The sequence below is a fragment of the Rhodococcus sp. MT28 genome (genome assembly GCF_058792695.1).
Genome location: NZ_JBXAFD010000004.1, coordinates 146,067 through 165,347 on the forward strand (window position 1 = coordinate 146,067; position 19,281 = coordinate 165,347).

General features: G+C 62.9%; 22 protein-coding genes and 4 tRNA genes. 4 read left to right on the forward strand and 22 right to left on the reverse strand.

The window, feature by feature from the left end:
- Position 1: 1 nt before the first annotated feature.
- From AC1Q6C_RS17000 to AC1Q6C_RS17075, 16 genes are all read right to left on the reverse strand, one after another.
- A complete protein-coding gene (locus AC1Q6C_RS17000) occupies positions 2–796 on the reverse strand; it encodes an MlaE family ABC transporter permease (protein ID WP_003942038.1) in 795 nt (264 codons plus the stop codon).
- 9 nt (positions 797–805) lie between these two features.
- Positions 806–1,927: an ABC transporter ATP-binding protein gene (locus AC1Q6C_RS17005; RefSeq protein ID WP_007728450.1), complete on the reverse strand. Its 1,122-nt coding sequence runs from the start codon at positions 1,925–1,927 to the stop codon at positions 806–808.
- A 259-nt stretch (positions 1,928–2,186) separates the two neighbouring features.
- Entirely contained in the window at positions 2,187–2,573 is a 387-nt protein-coding gene (rplL, locus tag AC1Q6C_RS17010) for a 50S ribosomal protein L7/L12 (protein WP_003941857.1), read from the reverse strand.
- 78 nt (positions 2,574–2,651) lie between these two features.
- A complete protein-coding gene (gene rplJ / locus AC1Q6C_RS17015) occupies positions 2,652–3,236 on the reverse strand; it encodes a 50S ribosomal protein L10 (protein WP_003942074.1) in 585 nt (194 codons plus the stop codon).
- A 419-nt stretch (positions 3,237–3,655) separates the two neighbouring features.
- Complete coding sequence (locus tag AC1Q6C_RS17020; protein ID WP_230359640.1) at positions 3,656–4,348, reverse strand: hypothetical protein; 693 nt, start codon at positions 4,346–4,348, stop codon at positions 3,656–3,658.
- Positions 4,349–4,482: 134 nt separating this feature from the next.
- Positions 4,483–5,202, reverse strand: a complete 720-nt coding sequence (gene rplA / locus AC1Q6C_RS17025) for a 50S ribosomal protein L1 (protein WP_003941982.1) — start codon at positions 5,200–5,202, stop codon at positions 4,483–4,485.
- Positions 5,203–5,311: 109 nt separating this feature from the next.
- Positions 5,312–5,746 carry a 50S ribosomal protein L11 gene (gene rplK / locus AC1Q6C_RS17030; protein ID WP_003941896.1) on the reverse strand — a complete coding sequence of 145 codons (435 nt, stop codon included), beginning with the start codon at positions 5,744–5,746 and terminating at the stop codon, positions 5,312–5,314.
- Positions 5,747–5,812: 66 nt separating this feature from the next.
- Positions 5,813–6,649 (reverse strand): transcription termination/antitermination protein NusG, encoded by an 837-nt coding sequence (nusG, locus tag AC1Q6C_RS17035; RefSeq protein WP_003942049.1) that lies wholly within the window; start codon positions 6,647–6,649, stop codon positions 5,813–5,815.
- Between the two features lie 84 nt (positions 6,650–6,733).
- Positions 6,734–7,237, reverse strand: coding sequence for a preprotein translocase subunit SecE (gene secE, locus AC1Q6C_RS17040; protein ID WP_064113968.1), 504 nt, complete (start codon positions 7,235–7,237; stop codon positions 6,734–6,736).
- A 31-nt stretch (positions 7,238–7,268) separates the two neighbouring features.
- Positions 7,269–7,341: transfer RNA gene (locus AC1Q6C_RS17045), tRNA-Trp, on the reverse strand.
- 173 nt (positions 7,342–7,514) lie between these two features.
- A complete protein-coding gene (hadB, locus tag AC1Q6C_RS17050; protein ID WP_047268906.1) occupies positions 7,515–7,940 on the reverse strand; it encodes a (3R)-hydroxyacyl-ACP dehydratase subunit HadB in 426 nt (141 codons plus the stop codon).
- Positions 7,927–8,481, reverse strand: coding sequence for a (3R)-hydroxyacyl-ACP dehydratase subunit HadA (gene hadA / locus AC1Q6C_RS17055; RefSeq protein ID WP_019744315.1), 555 nt, complete (start codon positions 8,479–8,481; stop codon positions 7,927–7,929). Before hadA ends, hadB begins: the two co-directional genes overlap by 14 nt.
- A gap of 86 nt (positions 8,482–8,567) precedes the next feature.
- Complete coding sequence (rpmG, locus tag AC1Q6C_RS17060; RefSeq protein WP_003941903.1) at positions 8,568–8,735, reverse strand: 50S ribosomal protein L33; 168 nt, start codon at positions 8,733–8,735, stop codon at positions 8,568–8,570.
- A 61-nt stretch (positions 8,736–8,796) separates the two neighbouring features.
- Positions 8,797–8,869 (reverse strand) — tRNA-Met (locus AC1Q6C_RS17065).
- A gap of 45 nt (positions 8,870–8,914) precedes the next feature.
- Positions 8,915–8,987 (reverse strand) — tRNA-Thr (locus tag AC1Q6C_RS17070).
- Positions 8,988–9,328: 341 nt separating this feature from the next.
- Positions 9,329–9,411: transfer RNA gene (locus AC1Q6C_RS17075), tRNA-Tyr, on the reverse strand.
- 224 nt (positions 9,412–9,635) lie between these two features.
- Between AC1Q6C_RS17075 and AC1Q6C_RS17080 the strand changes: the two genes are divergently transcribed.
- A complete protein-coding gene (locus AC1Q6C_RS17080; RefSeq protein WP_003941854.1) occupies positions 9,636–10,127 on the forward strand; it encodes a YajQ family cyclic di-GMP-binding protein in 492 nt (163 codons plus the stop codon).
- Positions 10,128–10,198: 71 nt separating this feature from the next.
- On the opposite strand, the gene htpX is transcribed toward AC1Q6C_RS17080, so the two are convergent.
- Complete coding sequence (gene htpX / locus AC1Q6C_RS17085) at positions 10,199–11,062, reverse strand: zinc metalloprotease HtpX (RefSeq protein WP_230359892.1); 864 nt, start codon at positions 11,060–11,062, stop codon at positions 10,199–10,201.
- Between the two features lie 153 nt (positions 11,063–11,215).
- On the reverse strand, positions 11,216–12,265 hold the full coding sequence (locus AC1Q6C_RS17090; protein WP_037129929.1) for a polyprenyl synthetase family protein: 1,050 nt from the start codon (positions 12,263–12,265) through the stop codon (positions 11,216–11,218).
- A 104-nt stretch (positions 12,266–12,369) separates the two neighbouring features.
- Here AC1Q6C_RS17090 and AC1Q6C_RS17095 point away from each other — a divergent pair, with 104 nt between their 5' ends.
- On the forward strand, positions 12,370–13,632 hold the full coding sequence (locus AC1Q6C_RS17095; protein ID WP_412770931.1) for a geranylgeranyl reductase family protein: 1,263 nt from the start codon (positions 12,370–12,372) through the stop codon (positions 13,630–13,632).
- A 55-nt stretch (positions 13,633–13,687) separates the two neighbouring features.
- Here AC1Q6C_RS17095 and AC1Q6C_RS17100 read toward each other — a convergent pair whose 3' ends face one another.
- From AC1Q6C_RS17100 to menD, 4 genes are all read right to left on the reverse strand, one after another.
- A complete protein-coding gene (locus AC1Q6C_RS17100) occupies positions 13,688–14,386 on the reverse strand; it encodes a demethylmenaquinone methyltransferase (protein ID WP_003941879.1) in 699 nt (232 codons plus the stop codon).
- A 37-nt stretch (positions 14,387–14,423) separates the two neighbouring features.
- Complete coding sequence (locus AC1Q6C_RS17105; protein ID WP_197523597.1) at positions 14,424–15,569, reverse strand: glycosyltransferase family 4 protein; 1,146 nt, start codon at positions 15,567–15,569, stop codon at positions 14,424–14,426.
- Positions 15,570–15,637: 68 nt separating this feature from the next.
- Entirely contained in the window at positions 15,638–16,081 is a 444-nt protein-coding gene (locus AC1Q6C_RS17110) for a DUF3592 domain-containing protein (protein WP_003941990.1), read from the reverse strand.
- Positions 16,078–17,691 carry a 2-succinyl-5-enolpyruvyl-6-hydroxy-3-cyclohexene-1-carboxylic-acid synthase gene (gene menD / locus AC1Q6C_RS17115; protein WP_003942063.1) on the reverse strand — a complete coding sequence of 538 codons (1,614 nt, stop codon included), beginning with the start codon at positions 17,689–17,691 and terminating at the stop codon, positions 16,078–16,080. Before menD ends, AC1Q6C_RS17110 begins: the two co-directional genes overlap by 4 nt.
- A 68-nt stretch (positions 17,692–17,759) precedes the next feature.
- Here menD and AC1Q6C_RS17120 point away from each other — a divergent pair, with 68 nt between their 5' ends.
- Both AC1Q6C_RS17120 and AC1Q6C_RS17125 read left to right on the forward strand, forming a co-directional pair.
- Complete coding sequence (locus tag AC1Q6C_RS17120) at positions 17,760–18,362, forward strand: flavin reductase family protein (protein WP_039972961.1); 603 nt, start codon at positions 17,760–17,762, stop codon at positions 18,360–18,362.
- Between the two features lie 58 nt (positions 18,363–18,420).
- The gene (locus tag AC1Q6C_RS17125; protein ID WP_042453072.1) at positions 18,421–19,248 is read left to right on the forward strand and encodes a siderophore-interacting protein; all 828 of its coding nucleotides are present in this window, start codon (positions 18,421–18,423) and stop codon (positions 19,246–19,248) included.
- Positions 19,249–19,281: the final 33 nt, after the last annotated feature.

Consider the following 19,281-nt stretch of genomic DNA (forward strand, 5'->3'; position numbering starts at 1 on the left):
GTCAAGATCCCTTCGCCGGCACGATCTGGAGGTACACCATCGTCAGAATCAGATTGGCGAAGAACAACAGCAGGAACGTGATGACGACGGCCTGGTTCACCGCCTCACCGACGCCCTTCGGGCCACCGGACGGGTGGAGTCCCTTGTACGCGGAGATCACACCAGCGATGACACCGAACACCGCGGCTTTGATCTCACCGCTCCAAATGTCCGGTAGCTGCGCAAAAGCTGAGAACGACGAGATGTAGGCACCGGGGTTACCGCCCTGCAGGATCACGTTGAAGAAGTAACCACCCGCGATACCGACGACGGACACCAGTCCGTTGAGCAGAACAGCGATCAGCACCATCGCGAGTACACGCGGAACCACCAGGCGCTGAATCGGATTGATTCCGAGGACTTCCATCGCGTCGATCTCTTCACGGATGGTTCGAGAACCGAGATCGGCCGTCACGGCCGATCCGGCCGCACCGGCGACCAGCAACGCTGTCACCAGGGGGCTACCCTGCTGGATCACCGCCAGGACGCTGGCAGCGCCGGTGAACGATTCTGCACCCAACTGCTTGATCAGCGAACCGGTCTGCAGTGAGACGACGGCGCCGAAAGGGATGGCTACCAATGCCGTCGGCAAAATTGTCACGCTGGCGATGAACCAGGCCTGCTCGATGAACTCACGGAACTGAAATGGACGCCGGAACGTATTCCTGACGACGTCGACAAACAGTTCGACGATGTTTCCGGCCTGAGTTAATGCTCCGTTGACCGGACTCAGAACCGAGTTGCGGGTAACCCCCATCCGATATGCCTACCCTTGCCCGTGTGTCGTGTTTCCGTAGGGATCGCCCTCGTATGCAGGAATGACCTGCGTGTCTTGCGAGTTGTCGTTCCACTCCCCCTGATAGCCGCTCGCTTCGGCGTACTGGGGATCGTACTGCCCAGTTCCGTCAACCTCGTCGAGGCTGTCCTGAATCGCCGCCTGTGCGTTAGCTGGGAGGGTGTGCATGATCTGACGGACGCGCTCCTGGCGACGACGAACAGCCTGACGCTCCGGGTTTCCGGGGGTGGCCTTCATCTGCGGCACGATGCCCTCGACGTCGTCGACACCACCGGCGTGGTGACCGGCGTCGACGAGCGCCTGCTCGTGCGCCATCTGAGCCTCGTCCTTCTCCTCCGACATACCGATCGGACCGATCATCGTTCCGTTGAGGAACTGCTTGACGACGGGCTCGTCCGAGGTGAGCAGCACCTCGCGAGGACCGAACATCACCAACTGACGACGGAAGAGCATGCCGATGTTGTCCGGCACCGTGCGTGCGAGGTTGATGTTGTGCGAGACGATCAGAATCGTCGCGTCCGACTGGGCGTTGATGTCGATCAGCGTTTGGCTGATGTACGTCGTACGCACCGGATCCAGACCGGAGTCGGGCTCGTCGACGAGGATGATCTCGGGATCGAGAACGAGTGCACGCGCCAGACCGGCACGCTTGCGCATACCGCCGGAGATCTCACCGGGAAGCTTGTCCTCGGCGCCGACCAGACCCGTGAGGTCCAACTTCTCCATCACGATCTTGCGGATATCGGATTCCGACTTCTTGGTGTGCTCACGAAGCGGGAAGGCGATGTTGTCGTACAAGTTCATCGAGCCGAACAGTGCGCCGTCCTGGAAGAGAACGCCGAACAGCTTGCGGATCTCGTAGAGCTCCTTGGAGGAGCACTGCAGGATGTCCGTGCCGTCGATGACGATGGAGCCTTGTTCAGGGCGGAGCAGTCCGATCAGGGACTTCAGGAACACCGACTTACCGGTACCCGAAGGCCCGAGCAGTGCGCTGACCTCACCCGCGGGAAGTGTCAACGACACGTCCTGCCAAATCCTCTGCGACCCGAAAGACTTTGTCAGTCCTTGTACCGCTACCTCGACTCCCACCATTACCTCCGCGACGTCCGTTGCATGCATGCACCCGTGTGGGTTGGGTCACTCTATCGCATGGGAGTGGTACCCGTGACTGCGAATACTACTAACGAGTAGGGAAGAAGCATAATTCAGATCACAGCCTAGTTCGGACACCCCTCCCACCTGCATGAATTCCGGCATATCACCCGCGAAAAAAGTTCAAAAAAAGAGGGCCACTCCCCGTGGGGAGTGGCCCTCTTCGTTACTACTCGCGAAGAGCAGCGGGAAAACCGTCTTACTTGATGACGATCTTTGCGCCGGCAGCTTCGAGCTTTTCCTTGGCAGCCTCTGCGGCGTCCTTGGCAACCTTCTCGAGGATGGCCTTCGGAGCGCTCTCGACGAGGTCCTTGGCTTCCTTCAGGCCGAGGCCGGAAACGACCTCACGGACGACCTTGATGACCTGGATCTTCTTGTCGCCAGCCGACTCGAGGACGACGTCGAACTCGTCCTGCTCTTCAGCAGCTTCTGCGCCGGCAGCCGGTGCGCCTGCAGCGGCGACGGCGACGGGAGCAGCAGCGGTGACCTCGAAGGTCTCCTCGAATGCCTTAACGAACTCCGAGAGCTCGAGGAGGGTGAGCTCCTTGAACTGGTCCAACAACTCTTCGGTGCTGAGCTTCGCCATTGTGGCGGTCCTTCCTGTAAGTCCCATGTCGCTGATCCGCGACCGGGCGGGGTTATAGCAGTGATGCGCGGGTGCGGATCAGCTTTCGGCTTCGGCCTCGGCCGGAGCCTCGGTGGCAGCCTCTGCGGGGGCCTCTGCGGCTCCGCCTTCTGCAGCCTTCTTCTCCTGCAGGGCAGCGGCCAGACGGGCCATCTGCGAAGCGGGAGCATTGAACAGGCCTGCGGCCTTTGCCAAGTTGCCCTTCATCGCGCCGGCAAGCTTTGCCAACAGGATTTCGCGGGATTCGAGATCCGCGATCTTGTTGACCTCTTCCACGGACAGCGCAGCGCCGTCCATGTAGCCGCCCTTGATGATGAGCGCCTTGTTGTCCTTAGCGAAGTTCTTCAGAGCCTTCGCAGCGTCGACCGGTTCGCCCTTGATGAATGCAATGGCGGTCGGACCAACGAACAGGTCATCAAGGCCCTCGATGCCAGCCTCTGCGGCGGCACGCTTGACCAGGGTGTTCTTGGCGACGGAGTAGGTGGCACCTTCTCCGAGAGCGCGTCGCAGTGTCGTGATGTTGCCAACCGAAAGGCCACGGTATTCCGTGACCACAGCGGCGGTCGAACCCTTGAACTGCTCGGTGATTTCCGCAACTGCGGAAACCTTCTCAGGCTTTGCCATACTTCGCCTCCTCTCGTGACAGTCGTTGTCCCACTCAGGAACCGCTGCACCTCATCGGGGTGAACCCGAGAAGACACAGTCCGCGACATGCAAAACGCCCCGGCGCAAGCGCACGGGGCGTACAGAGGAAACATGAAGAAGAGGCTTACGAATCAGCGTAACGATGCAAAGCGAGGCAGTGCATAACCAGGCAAACTGTAGAACCACTACATCAAGCTATCCCCCTACCTCGTTCACCTACGTGGGCCGCCGGGCACTCCCGGACTTTCAACCACACCCATCACTGAGTGCAATCACCAACGGTCTTGGGTAGAACATGATTTTGGGGTGAAGTTCATATCCAGCACTGAACTCCGCGTCGAAGACTACCTGACTGCTCGCTGCATAACCAAATCGGGTTCGTCACGCACCCGGTTTCTTCAAGCGCCGATAGCCCTGGCGATCTTGTGTTCGATTGCTGCCCGAGCTCGGTCCGGCAACACCAGCAGTCCATCGAGTTCCTTGTGGGCCTTCCGATACGCACTCTGACGTTCCTGTGGCGTCGCGCCCTCGTCCATGGCCAGTCGCAGCAGACGTTGCGCCCGTACCAGGCGTTCTTGTTCGTCGAGGGTGAATCCGCTCCGTCGGCGGCGCTTCGCCTCAGCTTCCGCGATTTCGAAGGCGATCGAGTAAGCGTGCACCGCCTCGCGGTACTCGGTTTGTGCCTGCTGGTTGCCGATCATCGTCTCCGGATTGCCTGGGCGAAGCAGATCGGCACGATATTTGGCTCGATGAAAATCGGCCGTCAAAGGCTCACGCATGTCCGTCATCATCGGAGTGTCGAGCAGTGTGACCGGATCGAGCTCGTACGAGAACCATCGGGCGTCGACCGCATCGTGCTGCTCGATTGCCTTGGTCAGCTCTCGGCGCTGTGTTTCTTCGTCGGCGTGATGTTGTGCGTTGGCCTGCGCGATGGCGACCTTGGTCTCCTGCTTGAGCCGGAAGCGCTCTTGCCGGCGCTCGATCCGCCTTTCGTTGGCAACCGCGACACCTTTCAGCGCCCCACCGATGGTGCCGCCGAAAACGAAGATCAGCCACCAAAAGTTTCCGAGGAACTGGAACGCTTCGTGCATACCCCGATGATGCCACCGTTAGATCGATACCACCGATGGACCGATACCACCGGCAGGGATCACCCTCTCCCGAAACGACAAGAAGGCCGGCAGGGAGTGATCCCTGCCGGCCTTCTTGTTCGTATGCGGACTGCTTACGCGTCTGCAGCATCCTCGAGGAGGTTGCGAGTACGGTTCGGATCCACCGGGATGCCCGGACCGGTGGTGGTCGAGACCGTGATCTTCTTCACGTAGCGACCCTTGGCCGACGAGGGCTTCGCACGCAGGATCTCGTCCAGGGCTGCGCCGTAGTTCTCCACCAGCTTCTCATCGTCGAACGATGCCTTGCCGATGACGAAGTGCAGGTTGGCCTGCTTGTCGACGCGGAAGTTGATCTTTCCGCCCTTGATGTCGTTGACAGCCTTGGTGACATCCGCCGTGACGGTGCCCGTCTTCGGGTTCGGCATCAGGCCACGGGGTCCGAGGACACGGGCGATGCGGCCGACCTTGGCCATCTGATCAGGAGTCGCGATTGCGGCGTCGAAATCGACCCATCCACCCTGGATGCGCTCGATCAGGTCTTCTGCACCGACTACGTCAGCGCCTGCAGCCTCGGCTTCTGCTGCCTTCTCGCCAACAGCGAACACGATGACGCGAGCGGTCTTACCGGTGCCGTGGGGCAGGTTGACCGTTCCGCGGACCATCTGGTCAGCCTTACGGGGGTCGACGCCCAGACGAACTGCAACCTCAACGGTTGCATCCATCTTGGTGGACGACGTCTCCTTGGCGAGCTTTGCAGCCTGAAGCGGGCTGTAGAGCTTGTCTGCGTCGATCTTCTCAGCGGCGGCGAGGTACGCCTTGCTGCGCTTTGCCATTTGTTCTGTCCTTACTTGTCACTGCAGCGAATTACCTGTGCAGTGGTGAATGGTTCAGTTGTGGTCGGGGCCTGGCCGGCCCTCCCACGTAATGCTGTGGAGCGGACTATCAGCCCTGGACCGTGATGCCCATGGAACGAGCGGTGCCGGCGATGATCTTCGCGGCCTGCTCGATGTCATTGGCATTGAGGTCTTCAGCCTTGGTCTTCGCGATTTCGCGCACCTGATCCATGGTCACCGAGGCAACCTTGGTCTTGTGCGGTTCGCCGGAGCCCTTGGCGACGCCGGCTGCCTTGAGGAGCAGCTTGGCGGCGGGAGGGGTCTTCAGCTTGAAATCGAAGGTCCGGTCTTCGTAGACCGAGATCTCGACCGGCACAACGTTGCCGCGCTGGGACTCAGTCGCCGCGTTGTAGGCCTTGCAGAACTCCATGATGTTCACGCCGTGCTGACCGAGCGCGGGACCCACGGGAGGTGCAGGGTTAGCCTGACCTGCCTGGATCTGCAGCTTGATGAGCCCGGCGAGCTTCTTCTTCTTTGGGGGCATCTCTAGTTCCTAGTTTCTAGCTTGGGTGTGTGTCTTGCGTCGAACAAATTGCAAGTTTTGGGGTGGTCAGATCTTCGCGACCTGGTTGAAGTTGAGCTCAACCGGGGTTTCACGACCGAAGATCGACACGAGAACCTTGAGCTTCTGCTGCTCGCCGTTGACCTCGCTGATGCTGGCCGGAAGGGTTGCGAACGGGCCGTCCATGACGGTGACCGACTCGCCGACCTCGAAGTCGACCTCGATGAGGGGCTTGCCGAAGGACTCGGACGGTGCCTCGCCTGCTGCGACGGCGGCCGCTGCAGCCTGCTGCTTCTTCTGCTCCTGCTGCGGGAGCAGGAACTTGACGACCTCGTTGAGGGTCAGCGGCGAGGGACGCGACGTGGCACCGACAAAACCGGTGACACCAGGCGTGTTGCGCACGGCGCCCCACGACTCGTCGTTGAGCTCCATGCGAACGAGGATGTATCCGGGCAGAACCTTGCGGTTGACCTGCTTGCGCTGGCCGTTCTTGATCTCGGTGACCTCTTCGGTGGGAACTTCCACCTGGAAGATGTAGTCGCCGACATCGAGGTTCTGAACGCGAGTCTCGAGGTTGGTCTTGACCTTGTTCTCGTAACCGGCGTACGAGTGGATGACGTACCAGTCACCCGGGGCGCGGCGCAGCGCAGCCTTGAGTTCGGCAACGGGATCCTCGACCTCGAGCTCGGCGGCGGGAGCGGCCTCGTCGGAGTTCTCGGCATCGTCGGAGATGACGTCCTCGGTCGCTGCAGCGTCTGCATCAGTGCCTTCGGCAACGTCTGCATCGGTGCCTTCGGCAACCACGACGTCTACTTCGGCTGCCGCCTCGGCAGAAACACGCTCTTCGGCCAAAGCCTCATTCGTGTCGTTCTCGGGGGTGCTCACTGGGGCACTCGCTTCCTCTCGTTACTCGGACCCGGGTCGGGTCTTGTCGCGCTCGCAGGCAAAGACGCCCGACTGCTACGGCGATCAGCCGAACAGCCAGGTGACACCCTTGATCACAGCGATATCGACGCCGCTGATGAAAGCGACCATGAAGACCACGAACGTCAGCACGACGCTGGTGTAGGTGATCATCTGCTTGCGGTTCGGCCAGATGACCTTACGGAGTTCTGCGATGACCTCGCGGAAGAATTTGCGCAGGCGCTTGAAGATGTTGTCCTTCTTCGCCTTGGGCTTCTTGCCGGGGTTCGTTGCAGTCGGCTTGGCCGAAGATGTCCGGGATGCCGTCCGGGCCGGAGTCTTCACGGTGGACGCGCTGACCGAGGCGCCGCGTGCAGCGCGCTTGCCGGTCGGCTTGTTGGAAACCCCACTGGATGCGGAGGGAGCCTTTTCGGCACCGTCCTTGTCCAACGAAAGATCGGAACGCGTAGTCGCGTCAGCTGCAGTGTCGTCGACACCGGTCGAATCGGCAGACAGTGAAGTCTCCGCATCCGAAGTGTCGGCGTCGCGCTTGGCGCGCTCCTCGCTCACGTCGTTCCTCTCAGTCGCTGGCATCCGGGGGCAGGGGCGACAGGACTTGAACCTGCAACCTGCGGTTTTGGAGACCGCTGCTCTGCCAGTTGAGCTACGCCCCTTTGGTTGACCTCGACAGGTAGACCCTGCCTGAATCAACCGTTCTGCGATCACACAACATACGCGCTACCCGAGGTGAATGTCTTGCAACATTCAGGGCAGCGCGCAGCGCTGAGGAATCCCAGAAATCTCAGTGTACTTCAAAGCCCCGGAACAAACACAATCCGCCCTGCGATCAGGCTAGACGGACCGTGGCAGTGGCACGACCGAAGATCTTCTTACCTTCGGACTTGGCCACAATTGCCAGTACTGCGGTCTTGCTTTCTTCGTCGACCGACTTCACCTTGGCGGTGAACTCGATCTCGGCAGCCTTGTCGGCTGCCACGATCACCGGGCTCGTGAACCGTACGTTGTACTCGGTCACTGCGCCCGGATCTCCCAGCCATTCGGTGACGTAGCCGGCACCGATGCCCATGGAGAGCATGCCGTGCGCGACGACGTCCGGCAAGCCGGCAAGTCGTGCGACCTCGTCACTGAAGTGAATCGGATTGGGATCTCCCGAAACACCCGCGTAGTTGGCGAGGTTTCCACGCGTCAGAGTGACAGACTTCTCGGGGAGAAGTTCGCCGACACTCACGTCGGAAAATTTACGAAGCGACATGCATCATCACGTCCTTGACTGCGTGGGCGATGTTCTCGTCCACTTCCCCACCCGTTCGAGCAACAAGCGTCGTCCACGTGGTGACGACGGCTTCGTCGTTCTGATCGGTGATGATGTTCTTGGTCACGATGATGTCGCTACCTGCGGCCTGCCTGAACGAATCCAGGAAGACGTCGCAGAAGAGTCGGTCACCGACCTGCATGGGCTTGTGCAGCACCAAGCGCTGATCGGTCTGAAGAATCTGACTCAAGTCGTAGCCTGTGACGATCTCTTCGAACAGACGTCGCTGAGCAATGGCACCCACGATGGCGACGAACGTGATGGGAGCGATCAGGCCGTCGTATCCGAGGCCCTTGGCTGCCGACTCGTCGTAGTGCGCGGGATGGGCGTCCTGGACGGCGCGAGCGAACTCGCGCACCTTCTCGCGTCCGACCTCGTAGAAGTCTTCGACACGATAGTGGTGACCGACCATCTGGACGGCATGAGCGGCCGGGTCCGTAGGGACCTCGGCCGCTGCCTGGTTCTCTTGCAAATCTGTCACGCGGTGAGACTCTCTTCTAGCTAGGACCCGAAGACGCAGGCCCAGAGAGGGTCTTCCGCGAAAATCGTCGTCCTGTTAAGGACTTACTACTTCGACTCGCGATGCGACTGGTGGGTTCCGCAGTTGGGGCAGAACTTCTTGAGCTCCAGGCGATCGGGGTCGTTGCGCCGATTCTTCTTGGTGATGTAGTTGCGGTGCTTGCATACCTCGCAGGCCAAGGTGATCTTGGGCCGAACGTCGGTCGAGGAGGCCACGGGATGCCTTCTTTCGGGTGTATCTGATTACGAGCAATCAGGGTGGATCATGCATATTGTGTAGCGGTGACCGGACTTGAACCGGCGACGCAACGATTATGAGTCGTTTGCTCTACCAACTGAGCTACACCGCCTCGGTGTCGAGTGTCGCGCGGAAAGCACGGCACCACAATCCAGCGAGCCCCCTAACGGAATCGAACCGTTGACCTTTTCCTTACCATGGAAACGCTCTACCGACTGAGCTAAGGGGGCGTGGCTCAGGAGCGCGTTGCCGCTCTCTTGAAGCCTCCGAAAGATTACACACGAACGAGCGCCAGCACCAAATCCGCTGGTCATCGGGGCAAAAATGGTGCCGGAGCCCATTGTTGCACCGATCGGGGCCGCTGGCGAGGGCTTTGCGGGAACCAGTCTCGACCCTGCACTCCCCCTGAAACCATCCCCCGGTGCCCATCCCGAGGCCCCTGAGCCCCCGACACCCCCGACACCCCTGAGCCGAAGCCGGCGCCTGCGTCGCCAACGCGCGCTCGACCTCGGTACACGCACAAAAAAAGTCAGCCCCGACTCTCGCGAAGAGAATCGGGGCTGACTTGGTGTGGCAGATGTAGGATTCGAACCTACGTAGGCATAAGCCGACGGATTTACAGTCCGCTCCCATTGGCCGCTCGGGCAATCTGCCGTGCTTGCACCAGGCTTCGATCCGGCGCATTCGCAAGTATATCGCGACGTGCGGCGGCCGAAAACGGCTTCCTCGGTGCGGTGAGAAGAATACAACGAACACACCCCCATTTTGCAAACCGGGTGGTAACGGGCGGTGCCGACCCGATAACGTCGAGGTGTCCACCGGTATGGAAGGTGGGCGGAACTCGATGTTCGTGAACTACCGGAAAGCGGGAGTGTGAAGTGGCTGATTCGTCCTTCGACGTGGTGAGCAAGGTTGACCGTCAAGAGGTGGACAACGCCCTGCATCAGGCTGCCAAGGAGTTGACCACGCGTTTCGACTTCCGAAACACGGGAGCGTCGATCGAGTGGTCTGGTGAAGAGACGATCACGTTGAACGCCGACACCGAGGAGCGACTGCTGGCCGCCCTCGACGTGTTCAAGGAGAAGTTGATCCGTCGTGACATCTCGCTGAAGGCATTCGATGCCGGCGAGCCGGCGCAGTCCGGAAAGATCTACAAGCTGTCCGGAACCTTGGTCCAGGGCATCAGCAGCGAGAACGCGAAGAAGATCACCAAGAAGATTCGCGACGAGGGCCCCAAGGGCGTCAAGGCGCAGATCCAGGGTGAGGAACTTCGTGTGAGCAGCAAGAAGCGCGACGACCTCCAGGGCGTCATCTCCCTGCTCAAGGGTGAGGACTTCGGGATCGCCCTGCAGTTCGTGAACTACCGGTAGTAGGGGCTGCGCCCCTGTGCGCCTTTTTGGTAGTTCCGACGACCAGAAAGGCTCACAGGGGCCGAAGGCCCCTACATCCCCGCCATCTTCTCCAAACGCTCGATCCGGTCCGCCATGGGCGGATGCGTCGAGAACAGCTTGCTGACCTTGTCGCCCGCTCTGAAGGGGTTGGCGATCATCAGGTGGGACTGCGCCGCGAGCTTGGGCTCAGGCGGCAACGGCGCGGCTGCGACGCCCGACTCGAGCTTGCGCAGCGCCGACGCCAACGCCAGCGGGTCACCGGTGAGCTCGGCTCCCGACTGATCCGCCTGGTACTCGCGAGAGCGCGAAACGGCCAGCTTGACCACGGTTGCCGCGATCGGTCCCAGCAGGGAGACGAGCAGCAGCGCGATCGGATTGCTTCCCTGCCCGTTCCCTCGGCCGCCGAAGATGCTCGCGTACATCGCGAAGTTGGCCAGGCCAGAGATGACGCTGGCCATCGCGCCGGCCACGGACGAGATCAAAATGTCCCGGTTGTAAACGTGGGAGAGTTCGTGCCCGAGCACGGCACGCAGTTCGCGTTCGTTCAGGATCTGCATGATGCCGCTGGTCACGCATACCGCGGCATGCCGAGGGCTACGACCGGTGGCAAACGCGTTCGGGGCGTTCGTGGGGCTGACGTACAGCCTGGGCATCGGTTGGTGCGCCGTCGTGGCGAGTTCGCGCACGATCCGGTAGATCGCCGGTGCCTCGACCTCGGTGATGGGCTGGGCGCGCATCGATCGAAGCGCCAGCTTGTCGCTGTTGAAGTACACGTAGGCATTCATGCCGACGGCAAACAGAACGGATCCCCACAGAAGGAACGGGCTGTTAAACAGCGAGCCGATGAAGACGATCAGCGCCGACATCGCCACCAACAAGCCGAATGTCTTCGCACCGTTCGCGTAGCCGTGCAAACCGCTCACCTCTTGCCTCGCTGGAGCCGAAGGCTCACCCGAACTCCCCGGTGTATGCACCGGTTCTGTTCAGTCAACGAAGGACAGGGTCATCAGGGTTCCCACCCAGTGACTGTCGGGGTTTCCACCCGGTAGCCCCGATTCGCCGAGGTGTCAGCCGACTCGTTCGATCGTGTAATCGACGAGACGCACGAGCGCTTCGTTGGCCGGTCCCTGCGGGAGCTCAGCCAACTGAGCTTTCGCCGCGACGGCATACTCGCCGAGCTTTGCCTTCGCCTTGACCATGCCCGGCGAACGCTCGAGCAGTTCGAGGGCCTCTTCCACCAGGGCATCTTCGGTAACCGGGCCCGCGAGAAGCTCCCGCAGGCGATCTGCGTCGGCCCCTTCTTCGCGGAAGGCGTACAGGACGGGCAGGGTGTGGACTCCCTCGCGCAGGTCGGTGCCGGGCGTCTTGCCGGACTGCGCCGAGACGGACGAGATGTCGATGATGTCGTCGGAGATCTGGAACGCGGTGCCGACGGCGTCACCCAGGCGCTCGAGGCGCTCGATGTGAGCTGCGTCGGCGCCGGAGAAGGTGCCGCCGAAGCGTCCCGAAGCAGCGATCAGCGAACCGGTCTTCTCCCACACGACCTTGAGGTAGTGCTCGACCGGATCCTGCTCCTTCTTGACGCCGATCGTCTCGCGCATCTGGCCGGTGACCAGTTCGGCGAATGTTTCGGCGATGATCCGAACGGCCTCGGGTCCGAGCGTCGACACCAGTCGTGATGCGTGCGCGAACAGATAGTCGCCGGCCAGGATCGCCACACTGTTTCCCCAGCGGGCGTTGGCGCTGGGTGCTCCGCGCCGCATGGACGCCTCGTCCATGACGTCGTCGTGATAGAGCGTCGCCAGGTGAACGAGTTCGGTGACGGTCGCTGCGGTGATGATCGACGGATCGTTCGGCACCGGTCCGAGTTGCGCGGTCAGAATCGTGAACAACGGACGGAAGCGCTTTCCACCAGCTCGCGCGAGATGCAGCGCGGCCTCGGTGAGGAAGTCTTCTCCGTCGGACAGCTCGCTGACCAACAACTCTTCGACATCGGAGAGTCCACCACGCACTACTGCGGCGAGCTGTTCGTCGCCCAGGTCGATGCCTGCAACGACGGTGCTCGATGCGGTTGCGTCGGCAGCAGTCTTTTCGGTGCTCACGATGTCAGTACCCATTCCTGTCGTCAGTGACGGCTCGGTTCCCACGGTAGTGAACCTAGCGGTTCGCACTCGGGACGGCCTCGCCACGGTGGCGATCGCGAGCCTGGGAAGATGTGAGTGTGTCCGTAGAAGAGCAGTCCCCCGTCGTCGATTCGCTTCCGACCGAAACCGACATTGTGGTCATCGGCGCAGGTCCCGCAGGTTCTTCGGCCGCGGCATGGGCCGCCCGCAGCGGCCGAGACGTCGTGCTGGTGGACGCTGCCGTGTTCCCGCGAGACAAGACTTGTGGTGATGGACTCACTCCGCGCGCCGTAGCCGAACTGGATCTCCTCGGCCTCGGCGAGTGGGTTCGGTCACATACGACGAACAAGGGACTACGGTTGTCCGGCTTCGGACAAGAACTCGAACTCGAGTGGCCAGGGACGTCGTTCCCGCCGATCGGCAGTGCGATCCCCCGGACCGAACTCGACGACGCCATTCGCCGGTGCGCCGTCGAATCGGGCGCGGTCATGGTCGAGGGCACCAAGGCCGTCGACGTCGAACTCGACGGTGATCGAGTAGCCGCCGTCGTACTCGCCGGCCCCTCGGGACGAAGCACTCTTCGTTGCCGGACGCTGATCATCGCCGACGGCGTTCGCTCGACGCTCGGCAAGAAGCTGGGACGGCAGTGGCACCGGGACACCGCGTACGGCGTCGCGGCACGCGCGTACATCGCGACGCCGCGCAGCGCCGACCCGTGGATCACCTCGCATCTGGAACTGCGGGACACCGAGGGCACGTTGCAGGCGGGGTACGGCTGGATCTTCCCGCTCGGCACCGGCGAGGTGAACATCGGCGTCGGGACACTGGCGACGTCCAAGCGCCCGGCTCCAGGTGCCCTGCGACCCTTGCTCGACCTCTACACCGATCAGCGCCGAAGCGAGTGGCAGTGGAGCAGCGAAATACATTCCGTCGCTTCGGCTTTGCTACCCATGGGTGGAGCAGTTTCCAACATCGCCGGACGCAACTGGGCCGTGATCGGCGACGCCGCAGCGTGCGTGAACCCGCTCAACGGTGAGGGCATCGACTACGGCCTCGAAGGCGGACGTCTGGTGGTCGAACAGCTCGGCACCGACGATCTGACGGAGCTGTGGCCGACCGTGCTTCGGGAGCATTACGGGCAGGCGTTCTCGGTCGCGCGCCGGCTCGCAGGCCTGCTGACGGTTCCGCAGTTCCTGCCCGCGTCGGGTCCGATCGCGATGCGCTCACGGGCACTGATGACGGTCGCCGTTCGGGTGATGGGGAACCTCGTCACCGACGCCGACGCCGATCTGACGGCAAAGGCCTGGCGGGCGTCGGGGGCCGCGTCGAGAAAGATCGACTCCCGACCGCTGTTCGGTTGAGCAAGTGCTGTGCGCCTTTATTAACCGCCGGGGGTTGATAAAGGCGCACAGCAGTTCAGGCAGTGGCGTAATGCAGCGCCACGATGCCGCCGGTGAGGTTGCGCCACTTGACGTTCTTCCAGCCGGCAGCCTCGATCTTGCGGGCCAACTCTTCCTGGGTCGGCCAGGCGCGGATCGATTCGGCGAGGTACACGTAGGCGTCGGGGTTGCTGCTGACGGTGCGTGCGACCTGCGGGAGCGCCTTCATCAGGTACTCCATGTAGACCGTGCGGAAGGGCCCGAAGACGGGCGTCGAGAACTCGCTGACGACGAGACGTCCGCCCGGCTTGGTGACGCGGGCGATCTCACGCAGTCCGGCTTCGAAGTCGGAGACGTTGCGCAGGCCGAAGGAAATCGTCGCGGCGTCGAACACGTTGTCGGCATAGGGCAGGTACATCGCGTCACCGGCGACCATCGGAACTTTGCGCGAGATTCCGGCCTTGAGCATGCCCTTGGAGAAGTCGGTGGCGACGCACCAGGCACCGGAGCGCCCCAGTTCGACGGTCGAAACTCCGGTTCCGGCGGCGAGGTCGAGTACCTTCTCGCCCGGCTTGAGGTCGAGGGCTTCGCGGGTGGCCTTGCGCCAACCCTTGTCCTGGCCGAAGGACAGCACGGTGTTGGTGAGGTCGTATCGCTCCGCGACGTCGTCGAACATCGACGCGACTTCGTGCGGTTGCTTCTCGAGAGTTGCTCGGGTTCCGTGTGTAGTGGCCACACCCGAAACGCTACCAACCCTCGGGCAGCGAGGGCGTTCAGGCTGCTCTGGCACCCGTTCGCCGCCCGAGGCCCTGCACGTCCTCGTAGTGACGGAGCAACTCTTCGCAGATTGCCGGCCAGGTCCGGTGCAGCACCGAGCGCCTCGCCGCGGAGCCGAACTGCACCCGCAGATCACGCTGACGAAGTGCGTCGACGGCGCTTGGCAGGAGTTCGGTGAACCGGTCCGTCGGCAGGAGGTAGCCGTTGCGGCAATGCGAGATCAGGTCACGCGGTCCGCCGGCGTCCGGTCCGACGACAGGCACACCACTCGCGAGGGCTTCCTGAACCGCCTGGCAGAAGGTCTCGTGCTCGCCGGGGTGAACGAATACGTCCAGGCTCGCATAGGCGTCGGCCAGCGCGGTACCGCCGAGTTGTCCGGTGAAGATCGCGTCCGGCATCAGTCGTCGTAGGTTCTCGCGGTCCGGGCCGTCTCCGACGACGACGATCTGCACACTGGGATCGCCGGCCAGGGCCGCCAATCGTTCGACGTGCTTTTCGGGCGCGAGGCGACCGACGAAGCCGACCACCAACCGGTCGCTGTCGCCGATCCAGGACTGCCGCAACACCGAGCTACGACGCGAAGGCGCGAATCGTTGTGCGTCGACGCCGCGGGCCCATCGGTGCACGCGCGGAATGCCGTGCTCTTCGAGGGCGTCGACTGCCGACGTGGAGGGCGCAAGGGTCCTGTTGCAGCTCTTGTGGATTCGACGGGTCCACGCCCATGCGGCGCGACTGGTGACGCCGAGACCGTAGCTTTCGGCAAATCCGGCGACGTCGGTCTGGTAGACCGCGACGGTGGGGATCCCGAGCCGCTTGGCGACGGCCACTCCCCCGGCGCCGAGCAGGAACGGTGACGCCAGATGGACGACGTCGGGCGCGAAGGTCCGCACGGCCGTGGTCAATCGTGGTTGCGGCAGGCCGACGGGAAGTGAACTGACTTTGGGCACCATGACGGCTGGCACCCGAACCACCTGAACGCCTTCGTGTTCGGTGGCGGCAGAGGTGTCGGATCCGACAGTGTCCGGCGCAATGACCATGGCGTCGTGGCCAGTGCGATCGAGGTGTTCGAGCACGCGTAGTACCGAGTTGGTGACGCCGTTCATGTTGGGCAGGAATGACTCCGCAACGATGGCTACTCTCACACCGAGAACGGTGACAGGGCCAGGAAAAGTCCACGTCATGTTCGTGTGAAGTTCGGGCGAAGCGCGAACTAACTCGAGGCGACCGGCGCCGAACTTGCCGCCTGCGCTTCCCGCTTGCGCAGGTACCAGATCGACGGTCCAGCCAGGAGCCATGTCACGACGATCACCGATCCGGCCGGGATCAGTGCCACCGTCGCGTTACGTCCTGCTACCCGAACCAAATCGGGCTCGGTCCTGTAGTACTCCACCTCGATGCGCTGTCCCACAGTCAGATTGGTGGGGTAGAGCACGCCGAGTTCAGGGTTGTGATTCGCGCCGTCCGGTGTCACGAAGCTGATCGCCGAACGTAGCGAGCCCGCCGAGAGCACCTCGGCGGTTGCGGTCCCCATGTTCGATTCGATGGTCCGATCGTTGCGCCAGGCACCGAGAACCAGAATCACCGCGAGCACGGAAATGCCGACCGCAACCACCAGCACACCGATGCGGAGGCGACGCAGAACCGTTTGCGTCACAGCTGTGCCCGCACGGAAGCGTGGAGTTCGCGCAGCCCACTGCGATCCGTCGCGACCTCGAGCACACGAATGCCGTTGGCCGGTTGCGCCAGCGTCGTTGCCAGGGCGTCGACGGTGACCGCTGCGTGCGGCACGCGGTAGGCCGCACAGAGCGCGGCCAGGTCCATGCCGTGCGGAGTTCCGAAGACTCGCTCGAAGACTCCGGCGTACTGCGGGTCGCCTTGTTCGAGGAGCTCGAAGATACCGCCGCCGTCGTCGTTGGCGACGACGATGGTGAGGTCGCTCGGCCTCGGCTCACCGGTCCCGATCAGCAGCCCGGACGCGTCGTGCAGGAAGGTCAGGTCGCCCATGAGAGCGACGGTCCGGCCGCCCTCGTACGCCAACGCGGCGCCCACCGCCGCCGAGACGGTGCCGTCGATACCTGCGACGCCGCGATTCGACAGCACCCGCACGGCGGGCTTGGGATAGCTCACGAGGGCCGCGTCGCGAACAGGGTTGGATGCGCCGAGCAGAAGCTGGTCGCCGTCCGCGAGAGCATCCATCACAGCAGCTGCCACGTGCAGGCCGGTGGCCTTGGGGTGGGCGTCGAGTTGCTTGCGGACGGCAGTTTCGGCGTGTTCGGTCAGCGCGGCGCATCGAGCGATCCAGGCGGGATCGGGAGTCCCGGTGACCACTGCTCTGGTTCCGGTGGCGAGTACGTTGCCGGATACGTCCGGCCAGCGCGGCCCGGTAGTCAGCGCGTAGACGTCGACGCCCGGGTCGGCCAGCACCTTCGAGACCTGACGATGCAACGTCGGGCGGCCGGTGATGATCGCCTGCTTGGGCTTGAGTTGCGAGAGCGCGAGTGGATGCAGTGCTATCCCGTGCATCGGAGCCGTCGGTTCGGCCACCGTCGGCAGGCCGGCCAGCTCAGGCCGAAGTGCGCTGCCGTGTCCGGAAATGACCACCGTATCTGCGGTGAGATCCAGATCGACGGGAACGTCGAGCGTCGCATTCTGGGTGGTGGTCCAGGCCGCACCGCCGGGACGGCCCTCCGGGACCGGTCCCTGCACGTGCACGTCCGGCACCAGCGGCTCACGAAGTGGAATGTCGAAATGCACCGGACCCGCATTTCCGGATCGGGTTCCGCGGGCAGCGGCGAGGACCCGGCATACCGCCGAGCGCCACTGGCTGTTCTGCGTCGAATCGTCCTCCGCCAGGCCCAGGCTGATGGTTGCGCGGACTTGACTGCCGAAGAGCCCGAGTTGCTCGACGGTCTGGTTGGCGCCGGTGCCGAGCATCTCGTACGGCCGGTTGGCGCTCAGGACCACCAGCGGCACTCGCGCGTAGTTGGCCTCGAGGACAGCGGGTCCGAGATTCGCGACGGCGGTCCCGGAAGTCATCACGATGGGGACCGGTCGTTTCCCGGCGATTGCCAGTCCGAGTGCCAGAAAGCCTGCTGTCCGCTCGTCGATCCGCATGTGCAGACGCAACCGGCCGTCGAGGTCGGCGGCCTGGAGGGCGAATGCGAGGGGCGCGTTGCGAGAGCCTGGACACAGCACGACTTCACGCACGCCACCACGAACCAGTTCGTCGACGACGGCTGTGGCTTGTGCAGTGGACGGATTCACGCCTTCAAGAGTGTCAGATGTTCGGGCGCAAGCATGCCCAGGGGCGGGGACAGCGGCATTATGTGTGGGTGCGCACACTCTTCGATCCAGCCGAGCTCGAACCCCGCCGGTTCTATCAGTTACTCACCGCTTCGGTGGTCCCCCGGCCGATTGCCTGGGTGTCCACCCTGTCGGCGGACGGCGTCGGCAATCTGGCTCCGTACAGCTTTTTCACCGTGGCAAGTTCGGCGCCGCCGATCGTGCAGTTCACGTCGGTCGGACGCAAGGACAGTCTGCGCAACATCGAAGCGACCGGCGAATTCGTGATCAACCTGGCGACTGCCAGGCTTGCCGACGTGGTGAACCAGAGTTCCGCCTTCTACGACGCCGAGGCCGACGAGTTTCTCGAGTTGAACATCCGTAGCGAGCCGAGCGAGCGGGTTCGCCCCGTACGGGTCGCCGACTCCCCGATCGCCATCGAATGCACGCTCCACCAGGTCATCGAGGTCGGCAATTCATTTGTCGTGATGGGAAATGTGGTCGCGGTCGCAGTACGTCCCGAGGCTGTCGCCGACGACGGCCTACCGGACTTCGCGGCAATCGCACCGATGAGCCGACTTGGCCGAGCGCAGTGGGGTCTTCCTCCCGAAGTCGTCGAAAAGGACAGACCCACCACTCCACAGCGACCGTAAATCAGGTTAGGGTTACCTGATTAGGTACGAGTAACAGATAATCAGGGAGCAACCAGTCATGGCCAAGCGCGCCAAGTTCGTGAAACCGGCCTCACGCAGCATCGTGTCGGCGCAGGTCGTGGCGAACAAACGAATCAGCCCCAGCTTCATCCGGGTGACCATTGCCGGCGAAGAGCTGTCCACCATCGCTCCGATGGGTGCCGATCAGTGGTTCCGCATGTTCATCCCGCAGGTCGGCCAGAGTGAACTCCGGTTGCCGAGCGCGGCCAGCAATCTCTGGTATGCGCAGTACCTGTTGATGTCCAAGGACACGCGACCCGTCGTGCGCAACTACACGATTCGCGCCTACCGTGCTGCCGGATCCGGTCTCTTCGGCGAGACCACGGAGATCGACATCGACTTCGCTTATCACGGCGACATCGGCCCGGCATCCGCGTGGGCGGACACCGCGTCGGCCGGCGACGAGGTCGCCCTCTTGGACGAAGGCTGCATCTACAACCCCACACCCGAGGCCAAGTGGCAACTGCTCGTCGGCGACGAGAGTGCACTTCCCGCGATCATCGGCATTCTGGAATCCGCGCCCGCAGACCTGCGTGCCGAGGTCTTCGTCGAGATTCCGAACATCGAAGACAAGCAAGACATTCCGGAGTTGGCGAACGTCAACGTGCATTGGCTCGTTCGCGAGGACGAACACGCGACGCCGGGTGTTCTGACCCTCGAGACCGTCCGCGCCGCCGAACTGCCCGAGGGGCCGTCGTACACCTTTGTCGCCGGCGAACAGGCACTCACCACCGGGCTGCGTCGGCACCTCGTGAACGACCGGAAGTTCGCCAAAACCGACATCACCTTCACCGGCTTCTGGCGCCACGGACATTCGGCTCACTGACAAACGCACCGAAAACGACGAGTGGCCCGAGAG

Coding starts and splice junctions, on each gene's coding strand:
- rplL (WP_003941857.1), bottom strand. CDS start 2,573: ATGGCGAAGCTCAGCACCGAAGAGTTGTTGGACCAGTTCAAGGAGCTC.
- AC1Q6C_RS17000 (WP_003942038.1), bottom strand. CDS start 796: ATGGGGGTTACCCGCAACTCGGTTCTGAGTCCGGTCAACGGAGCATTA.
- AC1Q6C_RS17005 (WP_007728450.1), bottom strand. CDS start 1,927: ATGGTGGGAGTCGAGGTAGCGGTACAAGGACTGACAAAGTCTTTCGGG.
- rplJ (WP_003942074.1), bottom strand. CDS start 3,236: ATGGCAAAGCCTGAGAAGGTTTCCGCAGTTGCGGAAATCACCGAGCAG.
- AC1Q6C_RS17125 (WP_042453072.1), top strand. CDS start 18,421: ATGGCCAAGCGCGCCAAGTTCGTGAAACCGGCCTCACGCAGCATCGTG.
- hadB (WP_047268906.1), bottom strand. CDS start 7,940: ATGTCGCTTCGTAAATTTTCCGACGTGAGTGTCGGCGAACTTCTCCCC.
- rplK (WP_003941896.1), bottom strand. CDS start 5,746: ATGCCCCCAAAGAAGAAGAAGCTCGCCGGGCTCATCAAGCTGCAGATC.
- AC1Q6C_RS17020 (WP_230359640.1), bottom strand. CDS start 4,348: ATGCACGAAGCGTTCCAGTTCCTCGGAAACTTTTGGTGGCTGATCTTC.
- AC1Q6C_RS17090 (WP_037129929.1), bottom strand. CDS start 12,265: ATGGGTACTGACATCGTGAGCACCGAAAAGACTGCTGCCGACGCAACC.
- rplA (WP_003941982.1), bottom strand. CDS start 5,202: ATGGCAAAGCGCAGCAAGGCGTACCTCGCCGCCGCTGAGAAGATCGAC.